The sequence below is a fragment of the Stenotrophomonas sp. STEN030 genome (genome assembly GCF_056759995.1).
In genome coordinates this window covers 1-16,714 of sequence record NZ_JBRREB010000072.1, presented here as the reverse complement: position 1 = coordinate 16,714, position 16,714 = coordinate 1, and the positions used below count along the sequence as shown (strand labels likewise).

Here is a 16,714-nt window from a genome sequence, read left to right as displayed (position 1 = left end):
CCCCCCCCCCGCCCCCCCGCGCCCCCCCCCCCCCCCCCCCCCCCCCCCCCCCCCCCCGCCCCCGCCCCCACCCCCCCCCCCCCCCCCCCCCCCCCCCCCCCCCCCCCCCCCCCCACTACAGGGGGATCAACGCAGAACGGCCCGCTTTCGCGGGCCGTTCCGGTGCTGCATTGCCTTGCGGCAACCGCTTAGTGCTGGTGACCGCCGTCGCCGTGCACGTGGCCGTGCTGCACTTCTTCTTCGCTGGCTTCACGCACTTCGATGATTTCGACGTCGAAATGCAGGTCCTTGCCAGCCATCGGGTGGTTCAGGTCAACGTCGACCACGGTCATGCCGACCTTCTCAACGGTGACCGCACGCGGGCCGAAGTTGGTCTGCAGGATCACCTGGGTGCCCGGGATCAGCGGGGTCTTGCCGAAATGCTTCTTCGGCACGCGCTGGGTCATGCCCTCGCGGCGCTCGCCGTAGGCGTCGGTCGACTTCACGTCGACGCCGAAGCTCTCGCCAGCTTCCTTGTCCATCATCGCTGCTTCCAGACCCGGGATGATGTTGCCGTGGCCAATCAGGATGGCCAACGGATCACGGTCCTTGGAGCTTTCGATCGGCTCCTGGCCGGCTTCGGAGACGGTGTAGTGGAAACGGACGACGCGGTCTTTTTCGATCTTCATGCGCAACTCTGATAAATGGCTGCCCGCTGGCAGACGTTGGGACGGCTTGTCGGCCGCCGGGGACGCCGCCATGATGACGGCCTTCTTAGGTGGCGCATTATCCGGGCTCCATGCACATCACGCCAGTTCCCCGCTTCCGCTCGTGGCGCCTGCCGGCCACGCTCCTGACCGCCGCGCTGCTCACCGCCTGCGGGCACAGCCCGCCGAAACGGGCGGCTGCACCCAATCCGGCCCGCAATTACTCGCCGGTCGCCCCCGCCGACCCCGCGGCGGCGGCCTCGGTGCTGATGCGGGCCTTGGGGCTGGTTGGCACCCCCTACCGCTACGGTGGCAATACACCGGAGTCCGGCTTCGACTGCAGCGGATTGGTCACTTATGTATACCGGGACATGCTGGCACTGAACCTGCCGCGTACCTCGCGCGAACTGGCTGCCATCCAGGGGCCGAAGATCGCCGCCGACCGCTTGGCCGCCGGCGATCTGGTCTTCTTTGGCGACAAGGGGAATGTCTGGCACGTGGGCATTTACGTCGGCGAAGGCCGTTTTGTGCACGCGCCCAGCACCGGCGGAACCGTACGTCTTGACCACTTGGATGGGGCCTATTGGCGCGACCATTACACCGGTGCGAAGCGGGTATTGCGGTAAAACGAGACTTTCAACACGAAAAATAACGATTTGTTAACGAAATTTGTACCTATCCTCACGTTTCGCAAGGCATGATCCCCCATCGACTTTTCCTAGTGACTGCCGCGTGACGACTGACAACACGTCCCATCCGAGCCAGCCAAAGATTGTTCCGCTCACCCTCCGCCGCCTGATCTGCGCTGCGGCACTGGCTCTGGCCAGCCTGCCCGCCCTCGCCCAGAGCGCCGATACCGCCCCAGCTGCCAAGCCGGCCGCGGCCAAAACCGAAGCACCGCGCAGCAAGGCTGACAGCGCTGCCACCGCCACGCTCGCCGCGCTGCTGCCGCATCTGGCCGCCAGCGACACCATTCCGCTGATGGACCGTTCGGCGATGTTTGCCGGCGATCTCAGCCGCCTGATTTCCGCTTACGACGCCTCCAAGGGCGTCTCTGCTGCCACCGAGGCAGCACTGGCCAATGATTCCGACGGCAAGGTGCAGTCCATCCTGCGCCGCGCCATGACCCTTCTGGGCACCCCGTATCGTTGGGGCGGCACCTCGCCGGATGCCGGCTTTGATTGCAGCGGCTTGGTCGGCTACGTCTTCCGTACCGCGCTGGGTGTCGAGCTGCCGCGCGTATCGCGCGAAATGGCCAGCCAGGCCAATGCCGAACTGATCAATGACCGCGCCTCATTGGCCGCCGGCGACCTGGTGTTCTTTGGCCGCAAAGGCCGTGTCGACCACGTCGGCATCTATGTCGGCGAAGGTCGCTTCCTGCATGCCCCGAGCACCGGCAAGGACGTCCGTACCGATACCCTGCTCACCGGTTACTGGGGTGACAAGTTCATGCAGGCCCGCCGCATGGCGCTGTAAGCGCCCTGCTGGCAACTACCTGCCAAGCCGCAACCTTCGGGTTGCGGCTTTTTTATTGGCCGTACTTTCAACATCACTTGTCTTGCACAAAAGTTAATACGAACGACACTTCTGCTGCCTGCAACAAAGTGCCAAATACGATTGCACATGCGTGAAACACAGGTATATGGTGACGCCGAATGGAGGAGTGACCAGGCATGGGCGCGACATCTGTGTCAAGTACACGTTGTGTGATCTGGTTCGGAAATCCGGGGGCAAGAGAGAAAGTAATGCTGGCTGCGGATGGCTGGCAGGTGCGAACGGTACTCCCCCAGCAGCCCGCAGACATTGGCATGCGCGGCGGTGACACGGTGGTTGGCCTGATCGATTTCCGCACCAGCTCGGAAAGTGAGCTGGAGCGCATCGGCAAGCTGACCGCCGAGCATCACCATATGCCGCTGTTTGCCATCACCCCGGCCACCGATGACATCGAAAACCTGCCGCGGCATCCCCTGCTTGCCGCTTGCCGCCAACAGTTCCCGCACCCGCCGGATCTAAAGGAACTGCTACGCGGGCTTCAGGGCCTGAGCAATGAGGTGCCACGTCCAGCCAGTGAAGATGTGCTGGAAACCCTGCTCGGCGAGAGCGAGGTGATGCTGGTCATGCGCGCCACCTTGCGCAAATACGCGCCGGTGGATCTGCCAGTCCTGATCACCGGAGAAACCGGCACCGGCAAGGAAGTGGCCGCGCATGCATTGCATCGTCTATCGCCACGCAACGGCAAACCTTTTCAGGCGATCAACTGCGGCGCCATTCCTTCGACCTTGATCCAGTCGGAACTGTTCGGCCATGAGCGTGGAGCCTTCACCGGTGCCACCGGCCGTCGCCAGGGCCTATTTGAAACCGCGCATACCGGCAGCGTGTTCCTGGATGAAATCGGTGACCTGCCATTGGATGCACAGACCAGCCTGCTGCGGGTACTGCAGGAAGGCACCATCGAGCGGGTCGGCAGCAATCAGCCCATCCCGGTAGATGTGCGCATCCTCGCCGCCACCCACGTCGATCTTGAACGCGCGGTCGAAGAAGGCCGGTTCCGTCGTGATCTGTATTACCGCCTCAACGTACTGCGTCTGGCGATGCCGCCGCTGCGCAAACGCGATGGCGATATTGAACTACTTTCCCGTCAGTTTCTGCGCAACTTCCGTACCCGCCACCCCACCCGCGCGCGCGGCTACACCACTGAAGCTCGTCAAGCGATGGACCGTTTCCCATGGCCCGGCAATGTCCGCGAACTACTCAACCGGGTACAGCGGGCGGCCATCACCGCCGAAGGCGAGTTGATCAGCTGCGCCGATCTGGAGCTCAACCAACCCGCCAATGGTGCTCAACTCAGCCAGGCACGCTGTCATGCCGAACGCGAAACCCTGCTGTCCTGCCTGCAACAAAGCCAATACAACATCAGCGCCTGCGCGCGATTGATGAAGGTCTCGCGGGTCACCATTTACCGGATGTGCCGCAAGCACCATCTGGAGCTGGAAGCGCTGCGTTGATCGACTGAACGCAGCGCCCCTGCCTTCATCAAAACTCATCCTGCGAACACCCTCACAGCATGTAAGGCACCTTGAATGCCAAGGTGAAATCCGGTGCATCCGGAGTCAGGCCAATGCCCAGCATGCTGACAAAGGTCGCCTTGGATGTCAGCGCATAGGTCACCCCGAGATTGAGTGTGCCCGCATTACCGTCGCTGCCGATCACCTTCATCCACTTGCCGTTCTTGTAACGGGTGCTGGCACGTGCGCTCATGCGGTCGCTGAAGGAAATGCTCAGACTGGTACGCTCGTTGAACGCAAACGCCACGCCGGCACCGAAGTAAAACGAGTTACCCAGATTCACCTCACCGGGATTGACCGTGTCCGGATTGGCATCGATGTCGTCGAAGCTGCGCTTGAACGAGCGCACATAACCAATATTGCCAAACAGGATTGCCGGGTCCGCGCTCTTCACCGCCGACAGGCCGATGTTCGCCTGCCATAGACCATTGCCGGTTGGCTGCTTGGACGGTACCGCGAAACGAATGAAATCATCATCGTCGCGTTCGATCACCTTCCAATCCAGGCCATAGGGCTCACGCCCGGTCGGCGCGGTAACACCGCCGGTCAGGACAGTCTCCGGGCGCCAGCCACGCTCACCAAACAGCTTGTAATTGGCGCTTACGGTGACATCGCCAATACCAGTGCCATGGGTTTCTTCCTGCGCGATGGCGGCCGCCGAACCACCCGCACCACCCTTTTGGTAAATCGTCTTGCGGGCGATGTAGGGCACATCCAGATTCAAGGTCAGCCGTGGATTGAGGCCCCAGCGCGCCGCAAAGTTGTAGGTAAGTGAATCGGACTCGACGTTCTCGATGGCGATGTTGCCGAGGAAGATCGCATCCAGGGCGAGGAAGCCATTGAGGGTCAACTGTTTGCGGTCATAACGGGCGTAGGTGATGCTGTTTTCCAACGTCAGCTTTTGATTGAACAGTGCTGATTGTTGTTGCTTCACATCATCCACACTGCGCCGCGCCGCTTCCTTGGCCTGCTGCGCCTCAGCCGCACTGCTGGCGTAGCCCTCACCGGCCGGCGCTGTCGCTGCGGGCGGTGTCGCCGCAACCGGAGCAGCCGCAGTCTCTCCTGTAGGCAGCTGTGGGGTCGGCAATACCTGCGCGGTCTTACCACTGACCCGCGCCTGGATTGCCTGCACCTGCATGTCCAACTCGCGCAGACGCCGCACTTCCTGGGCATAGCTGGCCTTGAGTGCCTCCAGCTGCGCTACCAGTGCCCTTACGTCCTCTGCATCCTTACTGCCGGTTGTCGCCTCCTGCGCCATCACCTGTGGTGAAGCAACAGTCAGACTCACCAGCGCCGCCATCGCCAGTCGTTTCATTGTCTCGTTCCTCTACGTTGACCTCGCCAATGCACGCGCCAGGCACGTGCTCACTGCCCGCCTATCCCGCCAATCCCCCGATTGAGCGTGATGGCCTGTGCCACGTTCTGGGCCAACGGCAGATTCCCCGCCATAGACTCCCTTACCAGATCAATCTGCAGCCGGTTACTGACCAACTGGCCATCGCTGGTCAACTGGACGCTCTGGCCAACACCGCCACTGCGTAGCCACTGTTGCACCGCGCCCTGCCCCTGGATGGTCAGCTGCAAGCGCGCCGCATTGCCGTCAAAGATGGCTACCGCGCTCGCATCACCCGACTGTGCCGTCGCGTTGCCCGCTACCGCGCCGCTACTACCCGGCACAATGCCGTCGTTGCGTACATTCAGATGCATGACATTGCTGGCGCGATTACCGTCACCGGCAATCTGCACGCTCTGGCTGACACCAGCGACGTTGTTCAAACCGCTGCCATCGATACTGCGTCCGCTGGCATCGGGCAACGGTGCGTTGGCGTCGGTGATGCTGACGATGGGCGTGAACGTCACCTTCGGTACGTTGCCACCTTTGCTGAAGTCCATGCCAAGCGTCATGGCGCCCTGCAGGCTCTGGCCAGTTGAGGTTTGCCATGTCGAAATCATGGTCACCCCGAACCACGCCACCGCATTGCCACCCACGGTGTAGCGGCCACGCATCAAATTGAGTTCGGGGTCGGGTATTTCGTGCAAGCCCTTGCCCGGCTTTTGTGGTGTTTCCGCGCCAAGCGCCGGCAGCGCGACACTCAGCGCCAAAGCCAGCAGGGCGAACTTGATTGCGCTCATCACAACACTCCTTCAGAACAGGTCGGCATGGCTGAAACCAAAGTCGACCAGCTCCGCATCGGTAATTGGGTTGGCCCCTTGGCGTGCATACAGCGCGCGCGCACTTGGCCTCTCACTGGGTTGCAGCAGCACCGTATTGCGGTCGAAGTCGCTGCCTATGACCACGAATACCGCGCGCGATGGCCAGGCTTCAAGAAACTCCGGCAACGGCACCACCCGGTTGCCGAGAATCGGATCAGCGACCTCGGCCATGCCATCACGTATCTGTTTGAGTACGACGAAGTGGCGGAAGCCACGTACATCCATCAACACCAGGCTGGGAACGCGCAGGTTCATCAGCCGCTCTTCATCAATCCGATAACCGCGACCACGCATGCCCAGGGATTCCACGTAACGCTTGATATCCAGCAACGAAAATCCGCGTTGCTTTACCAACTCCGGGTCGGCCACACCCATCATGCCTTCGATCACCGTCGCCTCGTCGGTGTTGAGGTGGTACGCGTGCTTGAGGATTGTCGCCAGCGCCGCGGCACCGCAGCTGTAATCAGTCTGCTGCCGCACCAGGTTACGGAAGCGCCGCTCCTTCATGCTCTCGATCTTGCCGCTGTACAAGGCCCCATTGGGCAACACACTGCTGAATGCCACCTCGCCTGCGTGCAGCAGGCCCGGCGACAAGCTCAACGCACAAGCCAACAGCAGCGAGCGAGCAAACATGAGCGTAGTACCTCCAGAGCGCCGGAAGGTGGGAGCCCCCTCCCGGGGGAGGGGAATGGGGGCTCCCGGAACCCGGTCATTGGCGGATGGCCGGGTTTGTTACGCGAAGCAGGTGGGTCATCCCAATGGATGACACATCCGGTTACGACTCACTCACCACCACCGTTAGGCGGGGTGCCACCACCGGTTGAGGGTTGCGCAACCGCCAGCGCAAGGCTGTTGGCCTGCAGATTGCCGGTGCCCGAGGACACGTTCACACCGATATTGCCGGAAGCGTTGGAGAACGCCGAGCCCGACAGACTGGCGGTATTGGTCGCATTGACCGCCACCCAGTTAACGGTGGTTACCTGGCCGCTGAGGCTGGCGGTCAGATCAGCAGTTCCCATCTCGCTGAACTTGAGGTTGCCCTTCTCATCGGTATCCCATGCCATGCCACCCACGCCCGGTTTGTTCGGATTGGCGACAGCACCTTGAGTCTGGTTGTCCCAATCAGAGTGACCGGTCTGGTTGCCGGCCGGATGCGTGTCGCCACTCCAGTTGTCCGGATAGAAGTTGGTCTTCTGGTAGGAGTTGCCGGTGCCGGCGTACTCACCGGTGCCGCTGCCCTTGGTGGTGCCAGTGACCTTGCCGCTCAAGCTTACGTTGACGGTGCTGACCATGCGATCGTAGTAGCCGTTGTTCTCGACCTTGTTGCCGCTCGAACTCTGGTTCGAACTGATGGTCGAAGTGGCATAGGCGGCGGTAGCAACCGAGGCAGCCAGAGCGTTCTTCTGCTCGTTGTTGTTGCCCGAGGTCACGTTGACGCCGATGTTGCCAGCTGCGCCGGAGAAGGCGTTGTCGCCGATACCAGCTGCATTGGTCACACCATGGTTCCAGGTCATGTTGTTCATGCCGGCCTGGTTCACGAACACTTCGGCGTCAGCCATGCCGAAGCTGAAGGACGCATCAGCAGCGGACAGCGCAGCAGCATTATCCTGCGTGTTGTTGTCGCCGGCAGCTACGTTGAAGCCCAGGTTGCCCGAAGCATCGGAACCCACGTCATCGCCGATCGAAGCGGTGTTGTCCAGCAAGCCATTGCGGGCATGGTTGTTGGATACCGATTGACGATTATCGATGAGGGCAATCGCAGCCGAATCCAGATCGATGTTGCCGGTAATGGTCGGATCACCGGAGAAGTTAACGTCCGAGCTCAGACGAATGTCCTTCTCGAGGTTCACATCAACACCGTGGTTGTTCTTTTCCTTGCGCTCGTCAGCCGAGATGTTCGAAGTCTTCTGCACATTCTCGGTTACGCTGCTGGTGGTCTCGGTGTTGCTCCGCGTGTCAGTGATGTTATGCGTTTCGTTGTAGCGCAGACGGGCTGCGGCATCCAACTTCAGATCGATGTCGGTATCAACATTGGTATTGATGTTGGTGTTGGTGTTGGTATTCGTCCGCGTCTCAGTCACAGCGTGCTGGTGATTGATGTTCGCGGTCGCGTTCTGATCATCCGCCGCATTGGCTGCCGCGCTGAGGGTCAGCGCGGAAACCGCCATGGCGAGTACATTCCATTTGATCGCTTTCATGGTGCCCTCTTCAGATTTTCTGATGCATCGGGTGGATGGAGCTGTGCTCACGGGGTGCCCTGCACGGAGATGCTGAATCTGTTCTCCGTTGCATTGCCTGATCCCGCGATCTGATTGAGTTGCAGTACGCCGTCAAATCCGCGCAACGCGGATGCCTCCACGCCAACCCTTCGGGTTGCGCGAGGGTCGGTGACGGTGGACTGCCCCCCTGCCGACGCGAGCACTTCGGATGAAGTCATGGCTTCATCACTTGCCTCGCGTATGCCCTGTGCGGCCAGTGTCGCGGTGACGGAGTTCAACTCCGCATTGCCACCGCCACTGGCCTGATTGATTGATGCAATACCACCGGCACCAGCCAGCGCATTGCCGCCGATGGTGGCCGTGGCCTGCATCGGTGAATTGAAAAGATTGGACTGGCGCTGCTGCAGGCTGCTGACACTGGCTGATGCCTGTTCGCCATTGGCCATGCTGTGCAGGTTGGCCTGCAGGTTGAGATCTCCCGCCGCCTGATTGATCTTGATCGAGCCATTGGCGCCGGCCAAAGCCCCGCCATCAATCCGCGTATCGGTGGAGAGATAGGACAACATCCCGTTGTAGCTGTCGGTGCCCGATTGCGCGTGCGCGTAACCAGTTACGGAAAGCGCGACTACAAGCAAGGCAGCAGCGCTGCGCACGAAAGAAGTGTTCACTTGCCACCCGGCCCGGCCGGCTGGCCCAGCGGGAACTGTGCCAAGGCGCCACGCACCTGGTCGCCAATCCCGCGCGTCGCACCACCCACAGCCCCCATCGGACCACCGATGGCACGTGACAACTGGCCTCCGGACAACGTGCCGTCATCACCGACAACGCGCCCCAGGGTGCCGCCAACCATGCCGGTGGTTACCCGCTCAACTGTAGTCTGGCCGTGCCCGGCCAGCTGGCTGCCAGCCACGCCCGAGCCCATTGCCGCATAGTCGTCATCACTGAGCTCACTCATGCCACCGACCCCCAAGGCGGAACTCAGCTCCTTGCGCGGTGAAGGATCCGCAATCAAGGCCATGCCCGGCGGTGCCATGCGATAGGCCGGTCGAGTAGATACATCACGCAGCAGCACAATCTCGCCCGGCTGTGCCTTTACGCCCTGGCGTGCACCCGAAGCCATTGCGGCCTCACTGGCGACAGTGCCAATCAGCAGCAATCCGATCAGGGCGGCATAACGATGTAGGGTCCAGCTGTCCATTGCGTCGTCCACTCGTACCAACGCGAGTGATAGAGCAGCATCCATGCCAAGCCATTATTGCCAGTAAAAACAATTAGTTAATGATTGAAACAGGCAGGCGCAAGTGTATCCATGTCACAGCAGTACAGATACCAAGGCCGGCGTATGGCGGCCCCACTGGAACCGCAAGAGGCATGCCTGGCGTGGCTTTCACGCCGCTGTATCAGTGTTGTTACAGACCCTCGTTACACCTGCTACAAGCAACTACTGCCCGGCATGAGATGGGACGGCAAGGCCTCTGCTTTGCTTGTGGGAGCGGCGTTAGCCGCGAAGCCGGGGGCACTGCGTTACCCGTATCTCTGCTACCCGATGGATTCCGGGGTTCGCGGCTTACGCCGCTCCCACAAAAAAACCGATGCCAGGACCTGGCATCGGTTTTTTTGTGACTCAGATACTTCGGAGAACGGCTTTGCGGTGACGCTGGCCTATTCCTGCCCTTGCGGCAGCAAGCCCGCTAGTCCAGATGGCGTCCACTCGCGCCGGCGCCCATCGCTGGCGTGCCCGCCGCGTCGTAGACCTGCTGGTCAAGCAGGCCGGTTTCCTTGGCCACGATCACCGGCACCACCATCTGCCCGGTGACATTGGTCATCGTGCGCATCATGTCGAGGATGCGGTCGATGGCGTACAGGTAGCCAATCGCTTCCAGCGGCAGGTTGGCCGCGCTCAGCACCACCGTCGCCATCACCACCGCAGTACCTGGCACACCGGCGGTGCCGAAGCTGCCCAGCACGGAGGCGATCAGCACGATCACGTATTGTTCCGGCGTCAGTGGAACGCCGGTGTATTGAGCGATGAACACCGCACACAAGGCGGGGTAGATCGCGCCACAGCCATCCATCTTGATGCTGGCACCCAAGGGCACCGCAAACGAGGCGTAATCCTTGTTGACGCCGAGGTTGTCGCTGATCGAACGCATCGCCACCGGCATCGCCGCAAAGCTCGACGAGGCCACGAACGCTACCTGCATGCCCGGCGCCGCACCGCGGAAGAACTTCCACGGGTTCAAGCCATGCGCAAGCAGCAGGCCGCTGTAGACAATGACGATGTGCAGCGCGCAGGCCACGTACAACGCCAGCACGAAGTTACCCAGCGGCAGCAGCTTCTCGAAGCCATAGCTGCCGACCAGCCCGGCGATCAGACCGAAGGTACCCAGCGGTGTCATCTCCAGCACGAAGCGGGTCACCTGGATCATGATCTCGCTCATCTGCCCGACCAGCTTGCGCGCCTCGTTGACCTTCTCGCCCAGCTTGACCATCGCAAAGCCGAGCAGGCCGGCAAAGAAGATCACCGGCAGGATCGAGCCGCGCCCGGCGGCCAACACCTGTTCGCCAGCCGCATTGGCCTTGGTGCCGATGCCGGCCAGCGCGTAGAACACATTGGACGGCACCACATCCATCAGCACCTTGGCGATCGAGGGCACGTCGCGCGGCGTGTAGGCCGTATCAACCGCCAGCTTCAGGCCACCGGTACCTGGCTGCATCACCGTACCCACCAGCAGGCCGATGCCCACCGCCAGCGCGGCGGTGATGACGAACCACAGGAAAGTGCGGCCGCTCAGCGCGGCCACCGACTTCTGCCCGTGCAGCGAGCCGATCGCATTGATCACCGCGAAGAACACCAGCGGCACCGCGATCATCTTGATCAAGGTGACGTAGAGCTCACCCAGCGGGCCAAAGAAGGTCTCGGCCGCCGGTCCCAGCGCCCAACCAGCCAGCGCGCCCAGCACGAAGCCGCCGACCACCCGCTGCCAGAAGGGGATCCGCAGCCAGGCAGAAACCACATTCATATCGTCAATCCGGAGAACAAATCGAAGGTTCCCACGATAGCGCAAGGCCTCAGCCAGCACGATGCCCACACAGAAAAGCTGCGTGTCATATGCATGCCTTCCACGCTTGACCATAATGGCGGCCTGTATTCATCCAGCGGTAACAACCACGATGCACAAAGCCAGTTTCCTGTCCGCCGCCCTGTCCACCCTGCTGCTTGGCGCCTGCGCCAGCACCGGCCAGCAGTCCGGCCCGACCAACGCAGTCAGCGTTGACGTCCCCCAGATCACCCGCCCGGACGGGGAAACGCCGCAATGGTGGTATCGCGACGGTGCCGCTCGCGCTGCCGGTAATGGCGCCATGGCCGGCAAGGCCAAGAACGTGATCCTGTTCCTGGGCGATGGCATGAGCCTGACCACCGTGGCCGCCGCACGCATCCTCGAAGGCCAGCGCCGGGGCCAGCCGGGTGAAGAAAACCTGCTGTCCTGGGAGCGCTTCCCCGGTACCGCGTTCAGCAAGACCTATAACACCGACTCGCAGACCCCCGATTCGGCCGGCACCATGACCGCCATCACCACCGGCGTGAAGAGCCACATGGGTGCCATCGGCGTCAGCGCCGGCAGCCGCAACAACTGCGCCGACAGCCTGCCCAAGGGCCTGCTGACCTGGCTACAGCTGGCCGACAGCGCTGGCATGGCCACCGGCATCGTCTCCACCGCACGCCTGACCCACGCCACCCCGGCAGCAACCTACGCGCACTCGCCCGAGCGCAACTGGGAAAACGACACCGACGTGCCGGAAGCCGCCAAGGCAGCAGGTTGCGTGGACATCGCCCAACAGCTGATTTCCACCGCGCGCTACGGCCAAGGCCCGCTGGTCGCACTGGGCGGCGGTCGCGGCCAGTTCACCACCATCAACGAGCAGGACCCGGAATACGCTGACAAGGTCGGCCTGCGCCTGGATGGCCGCAATCTGGTCGCCGAATGGCAGGCCAAACACCCGCAGGGTGCCTACGTCTGGAATGCAGACCAACTCAAGGCCGCCGCCAATGCGCCGGCCCTGCTCGGCCTGTTCGAGCCGGATCACATGCAATACGAGCAGGACCGCCCCAAGGACCGCGCCGGTGAGCCCTCGCTGGCCGAACTGACCCGCGCCGCCATCGCCAACCTGTCCAAGCACCAGGAAGGCTTCGTGCTGATGGTCGAAGGCGCGCGCATTGATCACGCCAACCACAGCGGCAACGCGGCCCGTGCACTCGGTGACACCATCGCCATGTCCGACGCGGTCAAGGCTGCCGTTGACGCCACTTCGGCCGAAGATACCTTGATCATCGTCACCGCCGACCACTCGCATACGCTCAACTTCGTCGGTTACCCGGCGCGCGGCAACGCCATCCTCGGCAAGGTCAAGGACAAGGGCGGCGAAGACGGCATGGGCGCACTGGACCTCGCCCGCGACGGCATGGGCATGCCCTACACCACGCTGAGCTATGCAAACGGCCCGGGCTATACCGGCGCCAGCAACCAGCAAGCGGCCGGCCCGAAGCGCTTCCCGCATTCGCCGAGCAGCTTCGAGACCGCCAACGGCCGCCCCGACCTGACCCACGTCGACACCGAGCACCCGGACTACATGCAGGAAGCGCTGGTGCCGTCCAAGAGCGAGTCGCATGGTGGCGAAGATGTCGGTATCTGGGCACGCGGCCCGGGCAGCAAGGCGGTGCGTGGCACGATGGAGCAGAACACCATCTACCACCTGATCGTGCAGTCCACCCCGCGCCTGCGTGAGCGCCTGTGCGCACTGGGCACCTGCGACGCGCAGGGCGTACCGGTCGAACTGCCGCAGCCGGTCAAGTTCGAGCGCAAGGCGCAGTGAGCCGTATCCGGCACACTGCCGGATGGCCAGTGGCAGCATTGCTGTCACTGGCCACGGTGCCAGCAATCGCACTGGCCGATGAGGCTTGCTACCGGATGGACACCGATACGTTCAAGATTCTGGACGGCTGCAAGCGGACCGGTGATGGCACGCTGATCGTCACCGAAACGGCGCTGGCGCAGCTTGGCTACGATGCCGATGGGCTGACCTCGGTCATTGCCGGCAAGCAGCATTACTACCTGCGCCGCGACGGCCGCCATCTGCCGGTGATCACCTACGACAACGGCCCGGATTACTTCGAGGAAGGTCTGACCCGATCCATGGTCGATGGACAGATCGGCTACTACGACCGCCAACTGCAGCCTGCTTTCGCCGCCCGTTTCGATTGGGGCTGGCCATTCAAGGATGGCATTGCCGAAGTCTGCCAGGGCTGCGCGCCAGGCAAACCAGACCCCGCCGGCCACACCGCCGTCGAAGGCGGCAAGCATTACCGCATCGATCGCGAAGGCAAGATCCTGCCCTGACCCGCGTTGTGTACGGGTTTTGTACCGGTTTGTGGGAGCGGCATAAGCCGCGAAGCCGGCAACAATGAAATCACCAGCCAGCCCGCAATCTGAAGAACCGCCTGCTTCGCGGCTTACGCCGCTCCCACAAAATTGCAGGCGTGCCCCAACATGAGACCAGCGTAGTGCCGAGCCATGCTCGGCAGGGGCCCTACCGGTAACGCCCCCCAGCGGAGCATGGCTCCGCTCTACAAGGGCGGCCAGCCCATGACCGCCGAACTCCCTTCGGATTTGTGGGAGCGGCGTCAGCCGCGAAGCTGGTATCAATGGAATCGCCAGCCAGCCTGCAATCGGATGGTCCATCTGCTTCGCGGCTGACGCCGCTCCTACAAACTCGTCACCCACAATTGCAGCCATCGCCGCTGCCGCCGATACTCGGCGCGGTCATGAACCCGCTTTCCTCTTCCCTGTTGCAGCCCGCAACCGACATCCCGGTGATGGTCGGCTTCAGCGGCGGCCTGGATTCCACCGTGCTGCTGCACCTGCTCGCCCATGCTCCCGGTCGCCAGCCAGGCAGCCTGCGTGCATTGCACGTGCATCATGGCCTGCAGACAGTTGCCGATGACTGGCAGCAGCATTGCAGCAAGCTTTGTGCGCAGTGGAACATTCCGCTACAGGTGGTACATGTCGATGTTCCGCGCGACGCGGGCCAAGGTCTGGAGGCTGCAGCCCGCGATGCCCGCCATGCAGCATTCAAAGCCCATCTGCACGAAGGCGAATGGCTGGCCTTGGCCCATCACCAGGACGATCAGGCAGAAACCTTCCTGCTGCGCGCATTGCGCGGCGCCGGTGTCGATGGTCTTGCCGCGATGCGGGCGCGACGCAGCTTCGGGGCCAACACCTTATGGCGCCCGTTGCTGCAGGTCGCGCGCAGCGCGCTGGAAACCTACGCCAGCCAGCACAAGCTGCAGTGGATCGAGGACCCCAGCAACGACAGCGCCGATTTCGACCGCAATTTCCTGCGCCTGCAGGTGCTGCCACTGCTGCGCCAGCGTTGGCCGCACGCCTCAGCAGCGATGGCTCGCAGTGCCGAGCTCGCGGCGCAGGCAGCGGCGCTGTTGCACGAGAATGATGCAACCTTGCTACAGCACTGCCTGTGCGCAGAGCGCGCGCTGCAGCTCACCGAGCTCAGCCAACTCCCAACCCCACAACAATCCCGCGTACTGCGCTTGTGGGTGACCCAGCAAGGGCTGCCTGCACTACCTGCCAACGGCGTTCTGACGATCCAGCAACAGCTGCTGGTCGCCGGCCAAGACCAGCAGGCCGAGTTCCGTTGGCAGCAGGCCCGTATCGTGCGCTGGCGTGACCAGCTGCACGCAGTGCCCTTGATCAAGCCCTGGCCCGAGGGCTGGACACGCGAATGGGACGGCGCTGAACCAGTGGATCTACCCGACGGCGGCAAATTACTGCTGCACGGCGTAGACGCTTTCGATGAACCGCTGCAACTGCGCCAACGTCACGGTGGCGAACGCATCCAGTTGCCCGGGCGCAGCCACAGCCACCAGCTCAAACACTGCCTGCAGCAGGCGGACGTACCGCCATGGTTGCGTGCGCAGCTGCCGCTGCTATGCGCTGGCGCTACTGTGCTGGCAGCGGCAGACCGGGTCATTTCGGCCCCGCTGCAGGCATGGTTGCAGGCCCGCGATGCGGCAATTGAATGGCAATTGCCAGATCCGGTGAATTGACCCTTTCCCGCTGGCCGCTCACACTTGCGCCATGGCAAAGAAGTCCCCCAATGAAACCTCACCGGTGGCCCACTTCGAGCAATCGCTTGAAGAGCTGGAACAGCTGGTAGAGAAGATGGAAGCCGGCGACCTGAGTCTGGACCAGTCGCTGACCGCTTACGAACGCGGCGTAGGTCTGTACCGCCAGTGCCAGCAGGCGCTGGAGCAGGCCGAACTGCGCGTACGCCTGGTTACCGACCCGGCCCAACCAGAGAAATCCGAGCCCTTTGAAAACAACGGCAATGAAGACTGACGCTCTACTCACCCGCTGGCTGGAACGCACCGAAGAACAGCTGCAAGACGCCCTGCCCGACCCGGAGCTTGCCCCGCAACGCCTGCACCAGGCCATGCGCTATGCAGCACTTGGCGGCGGCAAGCGGATGCGACCGATGCTGGTCTACGCCACCGGCTATCTGTTCGGCGCCGACGAGGCACGCCTGGATGCGGCCGCGGTTGCGGTCGAATTCATCCACGCTTATTCGCTGGTACATGACGACTTGCCGGCGATGGACGACGACGCGCTGCGTCGCGGACGCCCGACCACCCATATCGCCTTTGACGAGGCCACCGCCATCCTCGCCGGTGACGCCTTGCAGACCCGTGCCTTTGAAATCCTGGCTGGCGGATGGATGCCGCCGACCCTGGCGCTGAACTGCGTGCAGACCCTTGCCAGCGCCTCCGGCGCTGCCGGCATGTGCGGCGGGCAGGCGCTGGACATCGACGCCACCGGTCAACAGCAGGCGTTGGACGATCTCAAGCACATGCATTCGCTGAAGACCGGCGCGCTGATCCGCGCAGCGGTGCGCATGGGCGCGTTGTGCGGAGAGGCCAGTGACGCCCAGCTTGCACAGCTGGACAGCTTTGCCGAAACGCTAGGCCTGGCGTTCCAGGTCCGCGACGACATCCTCGATGTCGAGGCCACCTCCGAGCAGCTGGGCAAGACAGCGGGCAAGGACCAGGCCCAGGACAAGTCGACCTTCCCCTCATTGCTGGGCATGGACGGCGCCAAGGCCACCCTGGCCGAGCTGGCAACGGCTATGCAGGCGGCACTGATTCCGTTCGGTCAGCGCGCAGCGGCATTGTCGGCCTTGGCCGAACTGACGGTACGTCGTTCGCACTGACCGGCGGCAGCATTTGTAGGAGCGGCGTAAGCCGCGAAGCTGGCGAGCCAACAGCGCAGATCCCCCTCCGCCTGTGGCAAAGGGAGTGAGCAGAGTTGCGAAGCTGGTTGCAGCGGATGATCGCCGCTCTGTGGGCCGCGAAGCTATCGGCTTCCCGGAGGGCCCCCCGCCCAACAAACGACCTGTAATACTTGCCCAGGCCAACAAAAACCCCGGCACAAGCACCGGCATTTTGCAGGCAAAAAAC

General features: G+C 62.8%; 16 protein-coding genes. 8 read left to right on the top strand and 8 right to left on the bottom strand.

Annotated elements, in window-relative coordinates:
- Positions 1–188: 188 nt before the first annotated feature.
- Positions 189–668 carry an FKBP-type peptidyl-prolyl cis-trans isomerase gene (locus tag ACVOLR_RS18465; protein ID WP_057627075.1) on the bottom strand — a complete coding sequence of 160 codons (480 nt, stop codon included), beginning with the start codon at positions 666–668 and terminating at the stop codon, positions 189–191.
- A 110-nt stretch (positions 669–778) separates the two neighbouring features.
- On the opposite strand from ACVOLR_RS18465, the gene ACVOLR_RS18460 reads away from it, so the two are divergent.
- The 3 genes from ACVOLR_RS18460 (at position 779) to ACVOLR_RS18450 (ending at position 3,691) form a co-directional block, all read left to right on the top strand.
- Positions 779–1,312 carry a C40 family peptidase gene (locus tag ACVOLR_RS18460; RefSeq protein ID WP_481537727.1) on the top strand — a complete coding sequence of 178 codons (534 nt, stop codon included), beginning with the start codon at positions 779–781 and terminating at the stop codon, positions 1,310–1,312.
- A 106-nt stretch (positions 1,313–1,418) separates the two neighbouring features.
- Entirely contained in the window at positions 1,419–2,162 is a 744-nt protein-coding gene (locus tag ACVOLR_RS18455) for a C40 family peptidase (protein ID WP_481517691.1), read from the top strand.
- A 197-nt stretch (positions 2,163–2,359) separates the two neighbouring features.
- Positions 2,360–3,691: a sigma-54 interaction domain-containing protein gene (locus tag ACVOLR_RS18450; RefSeq protein ID WP_481537726.1), complete on the top strand. Its 1,332-nt coding sequence runs from the start codon at positions 2,360–2,362 to the stop codon at positions 3,689–3,691.
- Positions 3,692–3,743: 52 nt separating this feature from the next.
- On the opposite strand, the gene ACVOLR_RS18445 is transcribed toward ACVOLR_RS18450, so the two are convergent.
- The 7 genes from ACVOLR_RS18445 to ACVOLR_RS18415 form a co-directional block, all read right to left on the bottom strand.
- Positions 3,744–5,066 carry a transporter gene (locus ACVOLR_RS18445; protein WP_481537725.1) on the bottom strand — a complete coding sequence of 441 codons (1,323 nt, stop codon included), beginning with the start codon at positions 5,064–5,066 and terminating at the stop codon, positions 3,744–3,746.
- A gap of 50 nt (positions 5,067–5,116) precedes the next feature.
- Positions 5,117–5,884 carry a hypothetical protein gene (locus ACVOLR_RS18440; protein WP_481537724.1) on the bottom strand — a complete coding sequence of 256 codons (768 nt, stop codon included), beginning with the start codon at positions 5,882–5,884 and terminating at the stop codon, positions 5,117–5,119.
- A gap of 12 nt (positions 5,885–5,896) precedes the next feature.
- On the bottom strand, positions 5,897–6,598 hold the full coding sequence (locus ACVOLR_RS18435) for a C39 family peptidase (protein ID WP_481517687.1): 702 nt from the start codon (positions 6,596–6,598) through the stop codon (positions 5,897–5,899).
- A 149-nt stretch (positions 6,599–6,747) separates the two neighbouring features.
- Positions 6,748–8,163 (bottom strand): adhesin, encoded by a 1,416-nt coding sequence (locus ACVOLR_RS18430; protein WP_481537723.1) that lies wholly within the window; start codon positions 8,161–8,163, stop codon positions 6,748–6,750.
- A 47-nt stretch (positions 8,164–8,210) separates the two neighbouring features.
- The gene (locus ACVOLR_RS18425; protein WP_481537728.1) at positions 8,211–8,819 is read right to left on the bottom strand and encodes a hypothetical protein; all 609 of its coding nucleotides are present in this window, start codon (positions 8,817–8,819) and stop codon (positions 8,211–8,213) included.
- Positions 8,820–8,848: 29 nt separating this feature from the next.
- Positions 8,849–9,382 (bottom strand): hypothetical protein, encoded by a 534-nt coding sequence (locus ACVOLR_RS18420; RefSeq protein WP_481537722.1) that lies wholly within the window; start codon positions 9,380–9,382, stop codon positions 8,849–8,851.
- 493 nt (positions 9,383–9,875) lie between these two features.
- A complete protein-coding gene (locus ACVOLR_RS18415) occupies positions 9,876–11,207 on the bottom strand; it encodes a dicarboxylate/amino acid:cation symporter (RefSeq protein WP_481537721.1) in 1,332 nt (443 codons plus the stop codon).
- A gap of 151 nt (positions 11,208–11,358) precedes the next feature.
- On the opposite strand from ACVOLR_RS18415, the gene ACVOLR_RS18410 reads away from it, so the two are divergent.
- The 5 genes from ACVOLR_RS18410 (at position 11,359) to ACVOLR_RS18390 (ending at position 16,467) form a co-directional block, all read left to right on the top strand.
- Positions 11,359–13,059, top strand: a complete 1,701-nt coding sequence (locus ACVOLR_RS18410; protein WP_481537720.1) for an alkaline phosphatase — start codon at positions 11,359–11,361, stop codon at positions 13,057–13,059.
- A gap of 29 nt (positions 13,060–13,088) precedes the next feature.
- Positions 13,089–13,583, top strand: coding sequence for a WG repeat-containing protein (locus ACVOLR_RS18405; RefSeq protein WP_481537719.1), 495 nt, complete (start codon positions 13,089–13,091; stop codon positions 13,581–13,583).
- A 425-nt stretch (positions 13,584–14,008) separates the two neighbouring features.
- Complete coding sequence (tilS, locus tag ACVOLR_RS18400) at positions 14,009–15,307, top strand: tRNA lysidine(34) synthetase TilS (protein ID WP_481537718.1); 1,299 nt, start codon at positions 14,009–14,011, stop codon at positions 15,305–15,307.
- A 31-nt stretch (positions 15,308–15,338) separates the two neighbouring features.
- Positions 15,339–15,599: an exodeoxyribonuclease VII small subunit gene (locus ACVOLR_RS18395; RefSeq protein ID WP_481537717.1), complete on the top strand. Its 261-nt coding sequence runs from the start codon at positions 15,339–15,341 to the stop codon at positions 15,597–15,599.
- Positions 15,589–16,467, top strand: a complete 879-nt coding sequence (locus ACVOLR_RS18390; protein WP_481537716.1) for a polyprenyl synthetase family protein — start codon at positions 15,589–15,591, stop codon at positions 16,465–16,467. The genes ACVOLR_RS18395 and ACVOLR_RS18390 overlap by 11 nt, the downstream gene beginning before the upstream one ends.
- Positions 16,468–16,714 lie beyond the last annotated feature (247 nt).

What these genes read in the sequence shown, in the direction of transcription:
- ACVOLR_RS18450 (WP_481537726.1), top strand. Translation starts at nt 2,360, where the DNA reads ATGGGCGCGACATCTGTGTCAAGTACACGTTGTGTGATCTGGTTCGGA.
- ACVOLR_RS18440 (WP_481537724.1), bottom strand. Translation starts at nt 5,884, where the DNA reads ATGAGCGCAATCAAGTTCGCCCTGCTGGCTTTGGCGCTGAGTGTCGCG.
- ACVOLR_RS18410 (WP_481537720.1), top strand. Translation starts at nt 11,359, where the DNA reads ATGCACAAAGCCAGTTTCCTGTCCGCCGCCCTGTCCACCCTGCTGCTT.
- ACVOLR_RS18460 (WP_481537727.1), top strand. Translation starts at nt 779, where the DNA reads ATGCACATCACGCCAGTTCCCCGCTTCCGCTCGTGGCGCCTGCCGGCC.
- ACVOLR_RS18435 (WP_481517687.1), bottom strand. Translation starts at nt 6,598, where the DNA reads ATGTTTGCTCGCTCGCTGCTGTTGGCTTGTGCGTTGAGCTTGTCGCCG.
- ACVOLR_RS18465 (WP_057627075.1), bottom strand. Translation starts at nt 668, where the DNA reads ATGAAGATCGAAAAAGACCGCGTCGTCCGTTTCCACTACACCGTCTCC.
- tilS (WP_481537718.1), top strand. Translation starts at nt 14,009, where the DNA reads ATGAACCCGCTTTCCTCTTCCCTGTTGCAGCCCGCAACCGACATCCCG.
- ACVOLR_RS18445 (WP_481537725.1), bottom strand. Translation starts at nt 5,066, where the DNA reads ATGAAACGACTGGCGATGGCGGCGCTGGTGAGTCTGACTGTTGCTTCA.
- ACVOLR_RS18395 (WP_481537717.1), top strand. Translation starts at nt 15,339, where the DNA reads ATGGCAAAGAAGTCCCCCAATGAAACCTCACCGGTGGCCCACTTCGAG.
- ACVOLR_RS18430 (WP_481537723.1), bottom strand. Translation starts at nt 8,163, where the DNA reads ATGAAAGCGATCAAATGGAATGTACTCGCCATGGCGGTTTCCGCGCTG.
- ACVOLR_RS18415 (WP_481537721.1), bottom strand. Translation starts at nt 11,207, where the DNA reads ATGAATGTGGTTTCTGCCTGGCTGCGGATCCCCTTCTGGCAGCGGGTG.
- ACVOLR_RS18420 (WP_481537722.1), bottom strand. Translation starts at nt 9,382, where the DNA reads ATGGACAGCTGGACCCTACATCGTTATGCCGCCCTGATCGGATTGCTG.
- ACVOLR_RS18390 (WP_481537716.1), top strand. Translation starts at nt 15,589, where the DNA reads ATGAAGACTGACGCTCTACTCACCCGCTGGCTGGAACGCACCGAAGAA.